The following is a 17,775-nucleotide window of genomic DNA, read 5'->3' as shown; positions in this document are numbered from 1 at the left end:
AAGAATAGGAACCATGACTTCCAGCAACCCTCGTAACGAGGCACTCTTTGACCGTGCCCGCCAGCTGATGCCGGGCGGCGTGAACTCGCCTGTCCGTGCCTTCGGATCAGTTGGCGGAACCCCGCGCTTTATGGTCTCAGCGAAGGGACCATACCTGACCGATGCCGACGGCCAGGAATACGTCGACCTCGTTTGCTCCTGGGGCCCGGCGCTCCTGGGGCACGCCCACCCCGCCGTCCTCGATGCTGTCCACGCCGCGGTGGACCGGGGACTGTCCTTTGGCGCCTCAACCCCGGATGAGGCCAACCTCGCCGCCATCGTCCAGGAGCGGGTTCCCGCAGCGGAGCGCGTCCGTATGGTGTCCACCGGCACCGAAGCCACCATGACGGCCGTCCGGCTGGCCCGCGGCTTCACCGGCCGCAACCTCATCATCAAGTTCGCCGGCTGCTACCACGGCCATCTGGACGGCCTGCTCGCCGCCGCCGGATCCGGCGTGGCCACCCTGGCCCTGCCGGGATCGGCCGGTGTCACCGAAGCCACGGCAGCCGAAACCCTGGTGCTGCCGTACAACGACCTCGCCGCCGTCGAGGCCGCTTTTGCCACGCACGGTCCCAACATTGCTGCCGTCATCACCGAGGCAGCCCCGGCCAACATGGGCGTGGTAACGCCCGGCGAGGGCTTCAACCTGGGGCTGTCCCGGATCACGCGGGAACACGGCGCCCTGCTGATCGTGGATGAAGTCCTCACCGGCTTCCGCACGGGCTACTCCGGCTACTGGGGACTGACCGGCGGGGCGCCGGACGCCGCTGAACCGTGGACCCCGGACCTGCTCACCTTTGGAAAAGTCATCGGCGGCGGAATGCCGACGGCGGCCCTGGCCGGACGTGCCGACGTGATGGATTACCTCGCCCCGCTGGGCCCGGTCTACCAGGCGGGGACGCTGTCCGGAAACCCGGTGGCGATGGCAGCGGGCGTGGCGACCCTGACGCACGCCACCCGCGACGTGTACTCGTTCATTGATGCCAGGTCGCTGGAGCTGTCCTCCGCGTTGTCCTCGGCGCTGGACGCCGCGGGCGTGGACCACTCCATCCAGTTCGCCGGAAACCTGTTCTCCGTTGCCTTTGGAACCTCTGCCACCGGGGTCCACAACTACGCGGACGCGCAGGGCCAGGAAACGTTCCGCTATGCGCCGTTCTTCCATTCCATGCTCGACGCCGGTGTGTACCTGCCGCCGTCGGTCTTCGAAGCCTGGTTCCTCTCAGCGGCCCATGACGACGCGGCCATGAACCGGATCTTTGATGCCCTGCCCGCCGCAGCGCAGGCCGCGGCGGCGGCGACGGTGAGTCCCGGCGTCGGGCGTTCCGCTGCGGTCAGCTGAACCGCCTGTTGAACTGCGCTTAAACGAGGAATCCCCGGTTGCGGTGCAACCGGGGATTCCTTTTTAAGTCCTGCTGGACGCGATTTAGAAGTTCAGCAGGTATTGCTCAGCTGGGATTACAGGACGTCGGAGAGGAAGCCCTTGAGGCGGTCTGTCTGCGGCGCGGTGAAGATCTGGTCGGGGTGGCCCGATTCGACCACCACACCGGCGTCCATAAACGTTACGGTATCCGAGACATTGCGGGAGAAGCCCATTTCGTGGGTCACCACCACCATGGTCATGCCGCCCTTGGCGAGGTCAGCCATCAGCGCCAGGACACCTTTGACAAGCTCCGGGTCCAGGGCCGACGTGGCCTCATCGAAGAACATCACCTCGGGCTTCATGGCAAGCGCCCGGGCGATGGCTACACGCTGCTGCTGGCCGCCGGAGAGGTTGGCGGGGCGTACGTCGGCCTTGTGCTTCAGGCCCACCAGGTCCAACTGCTCGAGGGCTTCAGCACGGGCCCGCTCAGCAGGAAGCTTCCGGAGCTTCCGCAGTGCCAGCGAAACGTTCTCCACCACTGTCTTGTGCGGGAACAGGTTGAACTGCTGGAACACCATGCCGATCCGCTGGCGGAGCTCATCAGGGTTGTCCTTGAGGACAGAGCGGCCGTCCAGCAGGATGTCTCCCTGATCGGGCTCAATCAGCCGGTTCATGACCCGCAGCAGCGTGGACTTCCCGGAGCCCGACGGACCGATCACCGAAGCCGTGGTGCCTTTCTCCACATGGAGATCGATGCCGCGGAGCACATGGTTGTGGCCGAACGAGAGGTGCAGGTTCTTGCCGGTCAGGGTGCCGGAAGTAAAATCCGTCATGCCTGTGCCCCCTTGCCGATAGGTGCAGCCAATTCGTCGGGTTCCTTTTTCTCCGGCTTGCCGGTGCGGAGCCGGTTATCGATGAAGTTCACGAAGTGTGTCAGCGGCACGGTGAGGATGAGGTACAGGATGCCGGCCGCCACCAACGGAGAAAGGTTTCCCGTGTTGGCCATGGCGTCGTTTCCGATCCGGAATATTTCCCGGTCGGAGGCTGCCAGCCCCAGCATGAACACCAGCGAGGAATCCTTGAGCAGGGAAATGAACTGGTTCACCAGCGCGGGAAGGACCCGGCGGATGCCTTGTGGGACCACGACCAGGCGCATGGAACTGCCGTAACTGAATCCGAGCGCCCTGGAGGCCTCCAGCTGGCCCTTCTCAACGCTCTGGATGCCCGACCGGAAGATCTCGCCGATGTAGGCGGCCGCGATCAGCGTCAAGGCCAGGATCCCCAAGGGGTAGGGGTTCCTGTTGCCTGTGATTTCCCGGGCTATCGGGCTCAAACCGATGCCGATGACCAGGATCACCAGGATAGCGGGGAGGCCCCGGAAAATGTCGGTGTAGATGCGGGCTGCCCAGCGGGCTCCCGCGTTGCGGGAGATTGCCATCATGGCCAGCAGCAACCCCAACAGGGAACCGAGAATGCCGGAAGTTACTGCCAGAATCAGTGTGTTGGGCAGACCCACCATGAGCAGGGCAGGAATGACTTTTGCCATTTCCTCCCAGTTGAAGAACGTGTCAGCGAGCTGGTCCAGGAGATCCATAAAGGTCCCGGCTCAATCAGCTTTGGGGAACCGTGGCGGCCTTGCTGCCCGGCTTCCAGTCACTCGGCATTTCCCGTGTCGGGTACCACTCCTTGGTCAGCTTGGACCAGGTCCCGTCCTCGATAACGGCGTCAAGGCCGGCGTTGAGGGCGTCAATCAGAGGCTGGTTGTCTTTGGCCACGGCGTAGGCGGTGAAGTTCTCCGTGTTGACCTTGGATTCAACGATGGCAGTACCGTCGCCGTCCTTGACCTGGCCCTCAGCCTGCTGGGACGGGGCTACCCAGGCATCCACCTGGCCGTTGCGTACGTTGGCGTAAACGGTGGCGTAGTCCGGGAAACGGATCGGTTCCATTTTCAGCGTGTTGGTGACGTAGTCGTCCTGGACGGTGCCCTGGACAACGCCGATACGCAGGTCGGCGGTCAGGTTATCGAAGCCCTTGACGTCGCCGTCAGTCTTGGCCACGACGGCCATGAAGCCGAAGTCGTAGCCGTTGGTGAAGCCTACATTCTGGCGGCGGGCCTCCGTGGTGGAAATGGAGGAGGAACCGACGTCGAACTGCTTGGTCTGGACCTGCGAGAGCAGGGCCGAGAAATCGGTGGCGACGAACTCGACCTCAAGGCCGAGCTTGCCGGCGACGGCACGCAGCAGCTCGTTGTCGTAGCCGGTGAATTTGCCCGCGGGATCGATGAAGATATTGGGCGGGGCATCCGAGAGCGTGCCCACCTCGAGCTTGCCTTCAGTGTTCAGGCCAAGCTTCGTCTTGTCGATCTGGTCGATCGGGGTGACGTCGGCGGTGGTGTATTTGTCCAGCGTCTGCTGGTCGCTGCCGGCCAGGGCATCAGTTGGGCTGCCGGTCGGAGCTGCTGTCCCGCCGCCGCAGGCAGCCAGTGAGGCGGCCACGGCGATTGCCACAGGAACGCTGGTCAGCCACTTCAGGGCTTTGCTTTTCATCAGGTAGTCACTTTCGTCTGAGTCATAAGTCGAACGGGGCCGCAGGCTGCGCAGTGCGCCTGGCGCCTGCCCGGGGTTGATCGGAACGACCGGGGCAGGGGTGACCGCAAAACTTAATCATCTCACTTCCCTTAAATTCGGAAGTTAGAAGAACAAAAGACTACTGTTTCAGTGAACTCGGAATTTTGTTCGATGGAGCGGCTATATTGACCTTGCGCTGCTCCGCCGACCGCGCATAGAGCCGAATCCTCGGGAGTCTCGCCGGCCCGGCCCGGGCGTATAGCGGAGTGTGAGTTACCTCGCAGCTAGAAGTCGCCCCGGCTGGCGTCCTCGGGGGGAAGGACGGGCCAGTCACCTTCAATAACAGCTGCCGGCTTGGTTTTGCGGAGGTACCCCTGGAAATCCGCCGCCTGACTCACAGCCCAGTCCACCTGGAGCTGGTGAAGCTGGCTCGCCGGCATCCTGAGCTTGGGGAACTTTATGGCCATGGCGTCCAGCATCTTCAGAGTGGCGAGGGCGTCAGCCGCGGATGTGTGGGCATTGTCCAGGCTCACCCCGTACTCCTCGCAGAGCGCGGTGAGGGTGCGCTTGCCTTTGCGGTACCTGTCCACCTGCTTGTTCATGATGTAGGGGTCAAGGACAGGAAACCGGCTCAGTTGCCGCACCCCATGGCGGGCAGATTCCGCCGCGAGGACGGTGAAGTCGTAGCTGGCGTTGAAGGCAATCACGGGGACGCCCGCATCAAAAAGTTCCTGGAGCACCGTGGCAAGCTCCCGCGTGACCTCGTGGGCAGGCCTGCCGTCCCGCCGTGCCTGTTCCGTGGTGACGCCGTGGACGTCGCTGGCTTCGGTGGGAATTTCAACCCCCGGATCTGCCAGCCATTCATGTTCCTTGATGACATCACCTTTGTGGTCAACAACAGTCACGGACGCCGTGACGATCCGTGCCGCCCGGGAGTTCCGGCCCGTGGTTTCGAGGTCAAAGGCGGCGCGGGGGAGGGTGTTCCAAGTACTCATGCTGCAACGCTACCGGCCGGCACCGACAGTATCCGGGAGCGCCACTGCGGCTAATCTGGATCCATGCGGATTGAGTATGTCGAGGCGGTGCTGGCCATTGTTGAGCTGGTGCCACCCGGTACCGCGGTTGCCTATGGCGATGTTGCGGAGATTCTCGGATCCGGGGGTCCACGGCAGGTTGGCTCCGTGATGAGCCACTACGGGAGCGGTGTGCCCTGGTGGCGCGTCCTCAAAGCCAGCGGTTACGCCCCTGAAGGCCACGAGGCCCAGGCTCTCCGCCACTATCTGGACGAAGGGACGCCCCTGGCCGGCCACTGGCTTGATTTCCTTCGCACCGGTGAGGGCAGATGGCGCGTGGACCTGATGGCAGCACGATGGGCTCCCGGGGACGAACAGCTCGACAGGATGGACGCCATCGCAGAGCAGCTGGAACGGCGGCTGCCAAGATTGTCGGTGGCTGATGATGGAATGTCTGTGTGACGGTAACAATCCCCCAGACGGACCCCTCCTTTGTTTCAGACACTGAATCAGAGACTGATTCAGACACCGATTCAGGCACCGATTCAGATACTGATTCAGGCACTGCTTCTGCCAGCGTCGCCGCCCAGGGCTTCCGCACTGCCCCTGGGGCCGGTGGTTCCGCAGCAAGGCACCCCGGAACAGGGCTGCGGCTCCTCCCGCCACGCCAGATCCACACGGACGTTCCAGTGCTGTCAGCGGACCAGCGGGACGCCGTCGAGGTTCCGCATGGCTCCGGGCCCATCCTGGTGCCCGGAGCCCCCGGAACAGGAAAATCGACTGTCCTGATCGAAGCCGCGGTGCGCAGGGCCCGCCACGATGGCGTGGATCCGGAACGGATCCTGATCCTCGCTCCAGGCCGGCTGGCTGCCGATTCGCTCCGGGACCGGTTCACCGCACGGCTGGACCGAAGCTTGAGTACAACCCCCGCGCGGACGTGGGCATCGTACGCCTTTGATCTGATCCGCCGTGCGAAGGCCGAAGGAGTCCTGCCGCTTCCGCGCCCGCCGCGTCTCCTCTCAGGCCCCGAACAGGATCTCATCATCAAGGAATTGCTGGAAGGCCACGCCATGCCGGGACTGGAGCTGCCCTGGCCAGCGGACCTGGAAGCGGCCCTCGAAACCCGCGGATTCCGCCACGAGGTGCGCCAGCTCTTTGACCGCATTATCGAATCAGGCAGGACAGCGGAGGATCTTGAGGACCTCGGAAGGCAATGCGGCCGGCCGGACTGGGTGGCTGCAGCGTCGTTGTACGCCGAGTACAGGGACGTCCTTGACCTCCGTATGCCTGAAGCCTTCGACCCTGCCGGAATCATCACCGCCGCGCGGCAGATCTTCCAGGATTCGCCCGGATTCCTGGCCGCTGAGCGGGAGCGCCTGCAGCTGATCCTGGTGGACGACATCCAGGAAGCTAACCCCGCAGTATTTGAACTCCTCGCTGACATTGCCGCGGGGAAGGACTGCTACGTGGCGTCCTCGCCGGACACTGTGGTGCAGGGATTCCGAGGGGCCCGTCCTGATCTTGTCGCGGAGCTCCCGCGGCTCCTGTCTGCCGGCGAGGATGTGCTGGAGCGGCCGTTGTGGCAGAGCCACCGGCATACGCCCGCCGTAGCCGAGGCCTGGCTCGGGGTGGCCGGCCGGATCTCGCAACGGGCCGGAGGCCGGCTTGCCCGGCGGCTCGAGCAGCCTGAGGCCGGCCGCAGCCAGGCCACTGCGGCAGGGCACCAGACGGTGACCGACGGCGCGGTGGAGGCGCACCTTGTCCCTTCGGCTGTCCATGAGCTGAGATACGTAGCCCAGCGCATCCTTGACCAGCACATCCGCCATCACCGGGACCTCAGCCACATCGCCGTTATCGTTCGCAACGGCGGGCAGCTCAGTGAGCTCCAGCGTTATTTGTCGGGCCAGGGAATCCCCGTGCGGGTGCCGGTGGCTGAATCCGCCGTACGCGATGAAGTGGCTGTACGGCCGCTGCTGGATGCTTATGCGATCGCCCTGGATCCGATGCTGCTAACGCCCGAGGCCGCCGTCTCACTGCTCACCTCCCGGATCGGCGGAGCCACGTCGCTGGAACTGCGCAGGCTAAGGCAGGCCCTCCGGCGGGAAGAACTGCTGGGCGGCGGCGGGCGGACCAGTGACGCCCTCCTCGTCGAAGCACTTTTGGAGCCGGGTGCCCTGTCCACGCTCGGCATGGAGGGCCGTGCTGCCCGTCGGACAGCACGCATGATCCACGCTGGCCGGGCCGCCATGTCAGAACCGGGAGCCAATGCTGAAACAGTCCTGTGGGCGCTCTGGCACTCCACTGGCCTGGCAAACGCCTGGACCGAATCTGCTTTGGCAGGCGGCAACCACGGAGCCAGGGCTGACCGGGACCTTGATGCCATGATGGCACTGTTCCACACCGCGGAACGCTACGTGGACCAGATGCCAGGTGCGGGGCCGGAACAGTTCCTTGAATACCTGCTGAATCAGGAACTCCCCATGGATACGCTGGCCGCCAGGGCACAGCTGGAGGACGCCGTCGAACTGATGACGCCGGCAAGCGCTGCCGGACGGGAGTGGCCGGTAGTCATTGTGGCAGGGCTGCAGGAAGGCGTCTGGCCCAATACACGGCTCCGGGGTGAACTGCTGGGCAGCACCCTGTTCGCCGATGCGGTGGAGCACGGCGTCGGTTATGCCCTGCAATTGGACCCCCTGAGCCGGCTGCGGGAGATCCGCTACGACGAACTGCGCAGTTTCTCCACGGCCATATCCCGTGCACGCGAACTCCTGATCTGCACCGCGGTCTCCTCCGAGGATGATCAGCCCTCATCTTTCCTCGACTATGTGGCGCCGCTGGGGCCAGGCGAGGAAGGACGGGTGTTTACGCCGGTGGAGCGGCCGCTGACACTCCGCGCCCTGGTGGCCGAGCTCCGCCAGTACACCCAATTGGGCGGAAAATACGCCCCGGAGGCAGCTGAAGCCACCAGGGTACTGGCCGAACTGGCCGCGGCGGAACCTCCGGTTCCGGGTGCCCACCCGGACAGCTGGTGGGGCTTGGCGCCCCTGACCACCACGGAGGCGGTGGTGCCTCCCGGAGGGACCGTCTACGTATCGCCGTCCAAGGTGGAGTCCGTGCAGAAGTCCCCCCTGGACTGGTTCGTCCAGGCGGCAGGAGGCGAAGCCGCCACTGACTTCGCCCGCAGCCTCGGGACCTTGGTCCATGCCATCGCCCAGGATCTGCCGGATGCCTCCGGCTCCGAGTACGTTGCCGAATTGGTCCGCCGGTGGCCGGCCCTGGGCATGAAGGACACCTGGGAAAGTAAACTCGATTTCCGGCGCGCCGAGACCATGGTCCGTAAGCTGGCCCAGTACATCCTGGTGATGAGGAGTGAGGGCCGGAGCCTGCTTGGAGTGGAACAGGACTTTGACGTTGAACTCCCTGACGTGGTGGTGGATGTTGGCGCTTCAGAACCAGAAGCTGGAGGCCCTGGCCTGCTGGCGGACGCGGACGAGAGCGCCAACCCGTCCCGTTCCGCTGTCCTCCGTGGCCAGGTGGACCGGCTGGAGATCGATTCTGAAGGCAGGCTGGTCATCGTGGACCTCAAAACAGGCAAGCGCCAGCCGGGCAAGACTGATTTGGCACGTCATCCGCAGCTTGGCGCTTATCAGGCGGCTGTGCTGGCCGGAGGATTCAGGGATGAAGCTGGCAGGCCCCTCGCTGCCCAGCCCGGCGGTGCCGTTTTGGCACAGCTGGGCACTGGTACAAAAAATCCGGGGGTCCAGCAGCAGGAACCCCTGGACCCCCAGGAAAACTGGGCGCTGGAGATGGTCACGGACGCTGCCGCCATTATGGCAGGCAGCAACTTCGAGGCCCGGCACGATCCCTCCAAGGGAAGCCACGGTGGCCACGGCTGCCGGCTGCCGGAAGTTTGTCCATTGTGTGTCCGGGGAAAACAGGTGACCGAATGAGCAACCAGCCCCAGGGTGGCCGTCCTCGTTTTAGCCCGGAGGAATTGGCGGGGATGCTGGGGGAAAAGAACACGCCCACGCCGGAACAGTCCGCCATTATTTCCTCACCGCTGGCCCCCAGGCTCGTGATAGCCGGGGCCGGTTCCGGCAAGACCGCCACCATGGCCGACCGTGTGGTGTGGCTGGTAGCAAACGGGTGGGTCAGGCCCGAGGAAGTCCTTGGCGTCACGTTCACCAGGAAGGCTGCCGGTGAGCTCGCCACCAGGATCAGGGCCAAGCTCGCGGCACTGCAGCGCATCGCCGCGCAGGACAGTGGGAACCAGGTGTTCCCGCCAGGACTGCTCAGCACCGACGCGTTGGAGCCGAAAGTCTCCACGTATCATTCGTTCGCCAGCGGAATTGTGTCTGACTACGGGCTGCGGCTCGGAGTGGAACGCGATGTGGTGCTGCTGGGCGGAGCACAGACGTGGCAGCTGGCCACCGAGGTTGTTGAGGCCTTCGACGGCGAATACGGCCATTTCAATGCCGCAAAATCCACGCTGGTGAAGGCGGTCATCCAGCTGGCTGGCGAATGCGCCGAACACCTGCAGGAGCCGGCAGATGTCGAGGCGTGGCTGATGGCCAGGCTCGCGGAATTCGAGGGCCTGCCATATGTGGCGGGGGCGAAGAAGAACCGTCCGCAGGCTGCCGCGGATCTTGCGGCCATGCTGCGGACCAGGGCAAGTGTCGCTGAAATGGTCAGCCGTTATTCCGCAGCGAAGCGTTCCCGGGGATCCCTTGATTTCGGTGACCTCGTCGCCTTGGCTGCCAGGGTGGCAAGGCAGGTTCCGCTGGCTGCCGAGATGGAACGGCAGCGGTACAAGGTTGTTCTCCTGGATGAGTTCCAGGACACCTCCTATGCCCAGCTGGTGCTGTTTTCGAGGCTCTTTGGCGGCGGCCACGCTGTCACGGCGGTGGGCGATCCAAACCAGTCGATCTATGGCTTTCGTGGTGCTTCCGCAGGGCAGCTGTTCCATTTTGTCCGCGAGTTCCCTGTCCTCATGCCCGGCTCGGACGGGCGAGAAAAGTTTGTACCCGCTCCAACGTCGTATCTGACCACCGCGTGGCGCAACGGCCGTTCCATCCTGGCCGCAGCCAACGTCATGTCCGAGGCCCTGGGCAGGGAAGCGGGGGCAAAAGCGCCGGCCGGGGCCGGCGCCGGCACCCATGCCGCAGCCAACGTCCCGCCCCTGCAGCCCAGCCCGTTCGCGGTGGAAGGACGTGTGGTGCTCGGGCGTTTCGGGACGGACGTGGAGGAAGCGTCCGCCCTGGCACATGATGTCCTGCAATATCGCGTCACCGACTTCGAGCACCAGGCCGACGGCACTCCCGTGCCTCCTGCCCTGGCCGTCCTGTGCCGGCGCCGTGCACAGATGGAGCCCATTCGGAAGGAGTTTGAGGCCCGCGGGATTGCCTACGAGATCATCGGCCTGGGCGGCTTGCTGGACACTCCCGAAATCGTTGACCTGGTGGCCACGCTGAGGGTCCTGGCAGATCCCGGGCGTTCGGATGCGCTGATGCGCCTCCTCGCAGGCGCACGCTGGCGGATTGGTCCTGCAGACCTCATGGCCTTCCGTGACTGGTCCAGCCAGCTGGCACGCAGGCGGGCGCAGGGCGTCGGGGGAGATGCCCCGGCCGAAGGCGAGACGGCAGTGTCCGAAGAAGCAGTGATCGAATCCGACCTGACCGATGGTGCCAGCCTCGTGGAGGCCTTGGACTGGCTGCCCCGGGAGGACTGGACTTCCTCCCATGGCAGGTCCCTGACAGGGGAGGCACGGCAGCGGCTGGGCCGCCTCTCCCTCGAGCTGAGGCAACTGCGGGGTTACCTCGGGGACGACCTGACCACCCTGCTGGGGGAAGTTGAACGTGCCATGCTGCTGGATATCGAGGTTGCGGCCCGTCCGGGGATCAGCATCCACCAGGCCCGCAGAAACCTGGATGCGTTCCAGGATGCGGCGGCGGGGTTCCTCCGGACGTCCCAACGGGTGGACATCCTGGCGTTCCTCGCCTGGCTTGAGGCAGCGGCCGCAGAGGAGAATGGCCTGGACGTGCCGGCCTCGGAAGTAAACCGCGAAGCTGTGCAGCTCCTGACGGTCCACGCCTCTAAAGGGCTGGAGTGGGATGTGGTCTTTGTGCCCGGTTTGAACGCCGGCGCCTTTCCCAGCAACCGGGATTCCCGGTGGAGCAGTGGATCAGCGGCGCTGCCTTGGCCCTTGCGCGGGGACCAGGAAGACTTGCCGCAGTGGGATACCGACCAGCCGGACCAGAAGGGCTGGCTGGACGCAGAGAAGGACTTCAAGTCAGAGGTACTGTGCCATGGGGAGGGTGAGGAACGCCGCCTCGCCTATGTCGCTTATACGCGGGCCAAACATGTGCTGTGGGTTTCAAGTGCGGCGTGGGTCGGCTCCAGGGCGGGACGGGCGGAGATGTCACCGTTCCTCGCCGAGCTGGAACCGCTCCTCAGCCGGCGGCAAGAAGGGACAGACGTCAGCCCCGCCATGGTTCATCCCGCTTCCGTTGCTGAGGATTCCCTGCCGGAAAAGAGCCCGCTGACCCTGGAAACAGAAGCCGCACGGTGGCCGTACGATCCGCTCGAAGGCCCGGTGGACGCCAGGACGGGGGAACGGCTGCGGCTTCTTCCCGGCCGCAGGGCAGCCATGGAAGCTGCGGCGTCCCGGATCATTGCTTCTTTGGCAGATGTTTCTGGCGATGCCACGCAGCGATTGAGTGCGCCTTCCGGCAGTTCGGGTGCCGACGCAGAGCGGCCCGATGCCGACGCGCAGCGGCTCCGGGGGAACGCAGCCAACTGGGCTTCGGAGGCGGCGCTGTTGCTGGAACGGCGCTCCAGGCGCTCCGCCGGCCAGGACGTGCACCTGCCCGGCCATATTTCGGCGTCTACGCTTGTCGACCTGGGGGAGGACCCCCGGGCTGTCCTGGGCAGGCTCCGGAGGCCGGTCCCCCGCGAGCCCGGCATGTCAGCCCGCAAGGGAACTGCCTTCCACTCCTGGGTGGAGGAGTACTTCGGCGCCGCCGGCATGCTGGATTTCGGCGACACGTCCGGCCCGGATGACCACATCGACGCCGCCTACGACCTCGATGCCATGGTGGCTACTTTCAAGGCATCCGAGTGGGCCAACCGCTCGCCCGCTTTCGTTGAAGTTCCCGTCGAGACCCGGGTTGGTGAGGTGGTGGTTCGCGGCCGCATAGACGCCGTGTTCCGTGACGCGGACGGCCGCTGGGACCTGGTGGATTGGAAAACGGGACGCCGGCCGGCGGCTTCCCACCTCAAGGCCAAATCGGTGCAGCTGGCCGTCTACCGGTTGGCGTGGGCACGGCTGAAAGGAGTCCCGGTCGAGGACGTCCGGGCCGCGTTTTTCTATGTGGCTGACAACCAGGTGGTGCGTCCCCATGACCTCGGTTCCGCAGTGGAACTGGAGCAGATAGTGGCTGGCGCCCTGGTCAGTCCTTCTGCCCGGCAATGATGGTGATGGCCGCGGTGGAGGTGTCGTCCGCGGAGGGAGACTTGCCGCTGGATGTGTCAGCCGCGTCATCTTCCTGACCGCGCGCTTCCGCTGGTGAAGAATGCTCGTCCGCTGGAATAGGCGCCACCTGGACCGCGGGCAGGGCAGGCGCGGGCACCACCAGTGGCGGAGGCAGCGTTTCGGGCCCCACCGGCAGCGGCACAACCGTCACCGCCGGAGTGCGCACAGACCCAGTGGGAGTGTTGTCCCCTTGCCGCGTTGCCGGACTTGACTGCCCGGTGCCGGCTGTTCCGGCACTGGCATGCGGGCCGGCATTTACCTGCTCGCCAACGTTGGCTTCAGCTCCAGCCTTGGCTGGCTCGCCGGCGCCCGTTTCGGGCGGCGAGGGGAGTGGTTCCACGCTGATGGCCTGCCCGCCGTGCTCTGCGATGTCGCCTGCCAGGGTTTCCAGCATGCCTTCCGCCTCGGACACCATGGCCGGATCCCCGGCGGCGATGCCCTTGACCAGGTACTGCGCCAGCGCGAACTCGGCAGAAAGCGCCGCCCTCCGGAGCATGTGTTTATCCGGCACGTCCCGACGGCTGCCGGTGTAGCTGGAGAGCACGCTGTCCACAAAGGCCTGCTCGTTGGAGGCCACCAGCCAGGCGAAATCATCGGCGGGATCGCCAATTCTCAGGTCCGTCCAGCCGGTGACTGCTGTGACGCGGTCGCCTTCCACCAGCAGGTTGTCCTCATGAAGGTCGCCGTGGACCACGCAGGGGTTAAACCGCCAGAGGGAAACATCTTCCAGGGCGTGTTCCCACCGCAGGAGGAGTGAAGGGGGAATTTTCCCTGTCGTGGCAGCCTGATCCAGCTCGTTCAGCCTCCGTTGGCGGAATTCATTGGGGGTGTAGCTCGGGAGGTCGGCATTGCTGACCAGGGCGTGAGGGAGGTCATGGATCGCTGCAAGGGCCACACCGATTTCCCTCGCAAGGGAGTCCGTCCCGGCGGTGAGTTCTTCCACACTCCGGTTGCTGCCGGCGAGATGTGAATAGACGAAAGTACTGAGGCTGCCAAGCCGGACGCTGCCGGCCACGGTGGGCATCAGGAAGGGCAGTTCGGCGCGGATCCCGGGCGCAAAGGCACGGAGAACCAGGAATTCCGTTTCCAGCCTCGCGCTGGCCTCGGCATGCTGCGGCGACCGTACCCTCCATCGCTTGCCTTCCGAGTCCAGGAGCAGCGCGGAGTCGAAATCCGCAGGATCGTCCGGAGCAGCACTAACGGCGGTCGGGGTCAGCCCGGGGACTGCCGCGGTTGCCACGGCTGCCAGTTCGATCGGTTTTCTTCTCACACTTCCACGGTAGATTGACTGGCGTCCAAGACAACGATGTGCAGCGGCGAGTCTCTAGATAGCTTCGAACTTCGCCGCGGCCGCAGGCTTCCTTCCTGGCCGCCTCACTCAAATGTCAATTGTCCGTCCCAGTCAGTACGGTGGATGCATGAGTCATGCGGAGTCCGTTACGCCGGCCTACCAGACGCAGGCAACCCGGCTGCCGGCAAACCATCTTTTCGATACCGTACTTCCCATCCGGCCGGCAATGGTTGACCGGGGCTCCGCAGACCGCGTCAGGCCCGGAATGGTGGAAGAACTGCTGGAACGCGAAGGCACCCTGGCGGCAGTGCTGACAGGCAGGCAAGCGCTGGTGCAGGGCAACAGGCTGGTCCTGGCGGAAGCTGCCAGGCTGCTGGCCGGACTCCGTGAGCTGGGGTCAATGCCCGGGCAGATCATTTACCTCGGAGCGGCCCTTCCGAGCTCTGAGCTGCCGGCCGGCACCGAACTTCTCCTCTTCGTCCTGCCGGCGCAAGTTGACGTGGGTACGGGCGGTATTCCGGCGGACGCTTTCTGGGCAGGTTTCCGCGATGTTGCCGCGCAGTTGGGCCCCACTGACACGGCGCTGTTTGTTGAAGCCAGCGCCATAGCCAACTGGCATTCCACCCATACCCACTGCCCCCGGTGCGGTGCGGCCACCGTCGTCGAGGCCGCAGGCTGGGTCCGCCGCTGCCCCGAGGACGGCTCTGAGCATTACCCCCGCACCGATCCTGCAATTATCGTCACCGTCGTGGGGCCGGACGGCCGGCTGCTGCTCGGCGGCGGGGGACCCGCCGACGCAAGGAACTATTCAACGCTCGCCGGATTCGTAGAACCCGGCGAGTCCCTGGAGCAGGCTGTGGTCCGCGAAATATACGAGGAAGTGGGTGTCCGGATTACCGGGTGCCAGTATCTGGGTTCTCAGTCGTGGCCGTTCCCGGCCTCCCTTATGCTTGGATTTACCGCCATCACCCCGGACACCGAGGCAAGGCCCGACGGCGTCGAGGTCACCCGTGCGCGCTGGTTCAGCAGGGAGGAACTCCAGCAGGCGGTGCTTAACGGGGAAATCACCATCTCCAGCAGGCTTTCCATCGCCCGCTCACTGATCGAGCACTGGTACGGCGGGCGGATCGCGGACCGCACGGACCCGTAAGCAGCAGAACCCAAACGCCAGGCCCACCCATTGACCAGACTCCACTAGTGGCAAGTCGAGACAACAAAGCAGCAGAAGTGACAACAGAGAACGTAGACAGCCCGGAGTCCCTTGAAGATCGGATCCTCGGTGGCCTGGACACCGAACAGCGGGAAGTCGCCAGTACGCTGAACGGACCGCTGTGTGTCCTGGCCGGGGCAGGAACGGGAAAAACCCGGGCCATCACGCACCGCATTGCCTATGGCGTCCACTCCGGCGTATACAGTGCCCAGCGGCTCCTCGCCGTCACCTTTACGGCCCGGGCGGCCGCGGAAATGCGCAGCAGGCTGCGGGACCTCGGCGTCGGAAACGTCCAGGCCAGGACTTTTCACGCAGCCGCCCTCAGGCAGCTCCAGTTTTTCTGGCCTCAAGCGGTGGGAGGCACCTTGCCCAACCTCCTGGACCACAAAGCGCAGATGATCGCCGAGGCAGCGCGGCGTTTGAGGCTCAGCACGGACCGTGCGTCCATCAGGGACCTGGCGTCCGAGATCGAGTGGGCCAAGGTTTCCATGCTGACGCCTGCCAACTACCTTGAAAATGCCCAGGGGAGGGGAACGCCGGGAGGATTTGACCTCACCGCCGTCGCAAGGGTTTTCCAGTCATACGAGGATGTCAAGACGGACCGCAATGTCATCGACTTCGAGGACGTGCTGCTGATCACCGTCGGAATCCTCCAGGAGGACCAGAAAGTCGCGGCCACGGTCCGTGAACAGTACAGGCATTTTGTAGTGGACGAGTACCAGGACGTCTCGCCGCTGCAGCAACGCCTCCTGGAACTGTGGCTGGGGGGCCGGGACGAGCTGTGCGTCGTGGGGGATGCGAGCCAGACCATCTACTCATTCACCGGTGCCTCACCCCAGCACCTGCTGGGCTTCAAGGCCCGGTATCCCGAGGCCAATGTGGTCAAGCTGATCCGCGATTACCGCTCCACTCCCCAGGTGGTGAAACTGGCGAATGATCTTCTGGCGGGACGGCGCAGTGGCGGAACCGTGGCTGATGCGGCATGGGCAACACCCCTGCAGCTGGTGGCCCAGCGCCCGGCCGGGCCCGTTCCGGAGTTCACCGAGTGCACTGACGATGAGGCGGAAGCAGCCACGGTGGCGCTCAAAATCAAGAAACTGCTCGACGCCGGCACGCCTGCAAGCCAGGTGGCTATCCTCTTCCGCACGAACGGACAGTCCGAAGCCTACGAGCAGGCGCTCGCGGCGGCGGGCATCGGATACCAGCTTCGGGGCGGCGAAAGATTTTTCGCCCGCAAGGAGGTCAGGGACGCGATCCTGCAGCTGCGTGCCGCAACCAGGGCGGTTTCGGAATCAGCGACGCCGGGACCCCTCGGTCAGCTGGTCCGCGATATCGTCGCATCCCTGGGCTACACCGACTCTGCGCCGCATAACGGCGGAGCACTCCGGGAGCGGTGGGAATCCCTGGCCGCACTCGTGGCCCTCGCCGACGAACTTGTCCAGGTCCGCGGAGAGCAGTTCGGTCTCGCAGACTTTGTCAACGAGCTCCAGGAACGCTCACTGGCCCAGCATGCCCCCACCGTCCAGGGCGTCACGCTGGCTTCGCTGCACGCCGCCAAGGGACTTGAGTGGGACGCAGTTTTCCTGGTGGGCCTCAGCGAAGGCCTGATGCCCATATCGTTTGCGGATACCCCTGAAGCTGTGGACGAGGAACGCAGGCTCCTCTACGTGGGAATCACCCGCGCCCGGGAGCATCTTTCGCTGTCATGGTCCACCGCCCGCACCCCGGGTGGCCGTGCCAACAGGAAACCCTCAAGGTTCCTCGATGGACTCAGGCCCGATTCGGTGGCCAGTTCCACTACCCGCGGAAAAGGTCCGGCGGCCCGCCGGAAAGCCGCCGTCCCAGCCGTATGCCGCGTCTGTGGAAGCATGCTCTCAAGCGGTGCCGAGCGAAAAGTAGGACGCTGCAACGATTGCCCTCCCAGCTATGAGGAACAGACGTTCGAGGCCCTGCGGCAATGGCGCAAGGAAGTTGCGCTTTCCGCAGAAGTGCCCGCCTTTGTGGTCTTTACTGACGCCACACTCACCGCAATAGCAGAGGCCAAGCCGGCCTCGCTTGAGGAACTGGCCGCCCTCGCCGGGGTGGGGCCCTCCAAACTCGAACGCTACGGCGAGGACGTCCTCCGGGTGCTCGTAGAGAGCTCCGTCCTGTGACGTCTCGGAGTGAGCCCGCTACCCGGGCGCCCCGGCTGACCGCGGACGGGGCTCCCGTTGAGGTGCGGCGTTCTGCACGCCGGACAAGGACAGTGGCGGCTTTTTGGGAGAACGGAACGGCCGTGGTGGCCATCCCTGCCCGGTTCACCGCGGCCCAGGAATCCGAATGGGTGCACCGCATGCTGGAGAAGCTGCACCGGCAAGGAGAGCGGCGTTCCCGCAAGGGAAAGAGGCAACCCGCTACGGACGCGGCCTTGGCGGCGCATGCCGCGGACCTTTCCGCACAGTATTTCGGCGGCCGTGCCGTTCCGACGTCGGTCCGCTGGGTCAGCAACCAGAACTCGCGGTGGGGCTCCGCCACGCCTTCAGAGGGCAGCATCCGGCTCTCGGACAAGCTCAAAGCCATGCCCCAGTGGGTCATTGACTACGTGCTTCTGCACGAGCTTGCCCACCTGCTGGTGGCGGGCCACAACGCCGCCTTTTGGAAACTGTTGGAAGGCTACCCGGAGACGGATCGCGCCAAGGCCTTCCTCGAGGGGGTCTCGTTTGCCACCTCCCGCGGCCTGGATCCGGACGCCGTTCCCGCCGCGGACGCAGACTAGGATTAATGT

General features: G+C 65.0%; 12 protein-coding genes. 7 read left to right on the top strand and 5 right to left on the bottom strand.

The annotated features are described in order from the left end of the window. The first annotated feature begins 13 nt into the window (after window positions 1–13). A complete protein-coding gene (gene hemL / locus F8G81_RS16125; RefSeq protein ID WP_267275688.1) occupies window positions 14–1,378 on the top strand; it encodes a glutamate-1-semialdehyde 2,1-aminomutase in 1,365 nt (454 codons plus the stop codon). A gap of 116 nt (window positions 1,379–1,494) precedes the next feature. Here the strand turns inward: hemL and F8G81_RS16120 are convergent, their stop codons facing one another. The 4 genes from F8G81_RS16120 to F8G81_RS16105 all read right to left on the bottom strand — a co-directional run bounded on the left by F8G81_RS16120 (window position 1,495) and on the right by F8G81_RS16105 (window position 4,961). Continuing rightward, window positions 1,495–2,232: an amino acid ABC transporter ATP-binding protein gene (locus F8G81_RS16120; protein WP_267275687.1), complete on the bottom strand. Its 738-nt coding sequence runs from the start codon at window positions 2,230–2,232 to the stop codon at window positions 1,495–1,497. Beyond that, window positions 2,229–2,993: an amino acid ABC transporter permease gene (locus F8G81_RS16115; RefSeq protein ID WP_267275686.1), complete on the bottom strand. Its 765-nt coding sequence runs from the start codon at window positions 2,991–2,993 to the stop codon at window positions 2,229–2,231. Before F8G81_RS16115 ends, F8G81_RS16120 begins: the two co-directional genes overlap by 4 nt. A 16-nt stretch (window positions 2,994–3,009) precedes the next feature. Then, the gene (locus F8G81_RS16110) at window positions 3,010–3,945 is read right to left on the bottom strand and encodes an ABC transporter substrate-binding protein (RefSeq protein ID WP_267275685.1); all 936 of its coding nucleotides are present in this window, start codon (window positions 3,943–3,945) and stop codon (window positions 3,010–3,012) included. A gap of 305 nt (window positions 3,946–4,250) precedes the next feature. Further along, a complete protein-coding gene (locus F8G81_RS16105) occupies window positions 4,251–4,961 on the bottom strand; it encodes a 3'-5' exonuclease (RefSeq protein ID WP_267275684.1) in 711 nt (236 codons plus the stop codon). A 63-nt stretch (window positions 4,962–5,024) separates the two neighbouring features. On the opposite strand from F8G81_RS16105, the gene F8G81_RS16100 reads away from it, so the two are divergent. From F8G81_RS16100 to F8G81_RS16090, 3 genes are all read left to right on the top strand, one after another. Beyond that, window positions 5,025–5,441 carry an MGMT family protein gene (locus F8G81_RS16100; protein WP_267275683.1) on the top strand — a complete coding sequence of 139 codons (417 nt, stop codon included), beginning with the start codon at window positions 5,025–5,027 and terminating at the stop codon, window positions 5,439–5,441. A 185-nt stretch (window positions 5,442–5,626) separates the two neighbouring features. Then, window positions 5,627–8,929 carry an ATP-dependent helicase gene (locus tag F8G81_RS16095; RefSeq protein ID WP_267279258.1) on the top strand — a complete coding sequence of 1,101 codons (3,303 nt, stop codon included), beginning with the start codon at window positions 5,627–5,629 and terminating at the stop codon, window positions 8,927–8,929. Next, window positions 8,926–12,450 (top strand): ATP-dependent helicase, encoded by a 3,525-nt coding sequence (locus F8G81_RS16090; RefSeq protein ID WP_267275682.1) that lies wholly within the window; start codon window positions 8,926–8,928, stop codon window positions 12,448–12,450. The genes F8G81_RS16095 and F8G81_RS16090 overlap by 4 nt, the downstream gene beginning before the upstream one ends. Here F8G81_RS16090 and F8G81_RS16085 read toward each other — a convergent pair. Then, entirely contained in the window at window positions 12,428–13,780 is a 1,353-nt protein-coding gene (locus tag F8G81_RS16085) for a macrolide 2'-phosphotransferase (RefSeq protein WP_267275681.1), read from the bottom strand. The genes F8G81_RS16090 and F8G81_RS16085 overlap by 23 nt on opposite strands. A gap of 148 nt (window positions 13,781–13,928) precedes the next feature. On the opposite strand from F8G81_RS16085, the gene nudC reads away from it, so the two are divergent. From nudC to F8G81_RS23515, 3 genes are all read left to right on the top strand, one after another. Then, entirely contained in the window at window positions 13,929–14,951 is a 1,023-nt protein-coding gene (gene nudC, locus F8G81_RS16080; protein ID WP_267275680.1) for an NAD(+) diphosphatase, read from the top strand. A 77-nt stretch (window positions 14,952–15,028) separates the two neighbouring features. Continuing rightward, window positions 15,029–17,164 carry an ATP-dependent DNA helicase UvrD2 gene (locus F8G81_RS16075; RefSeq protein WP_267275679.1) on the top strand — a complete coding sequence of 712 codons (2,136 nt, stop codon included), beginning with the start codon at window positions 15,029–15,031 and terminating at the stop codon, window positions 17,162–17,164. Then, window positions 17,161–17,766, top strand: a complete 606-nt coding sequence (locus F8G81_RS23515) for a M48 family metallopeptidase (RefSeq protein ID WP_323809196.1) — start codon at window positions 17,161–17,163, stop codon at window positions 17,764–17,766. Before F8G81_RS16075 ends, F8G81_RS23515 begins: the two co-directional genes overlap by 4 nt. Window positions 17,767–17,775 lie beyond the last annotated feature (9 nt).

The organism is Arthrobacter sp. CDRTa11 (genome assembly GCF_026427775.1).
Taxonomy (GTDB): Bacteria; Actinomycetota; Actinomycetes; order Actinomycetales; family Micrococcaceae; genus Arthrobacter.
Note: the sequence above shows the minus strand (reverse complement) of the source record. Positions and strands in the feature narration are given on the sequence as shown.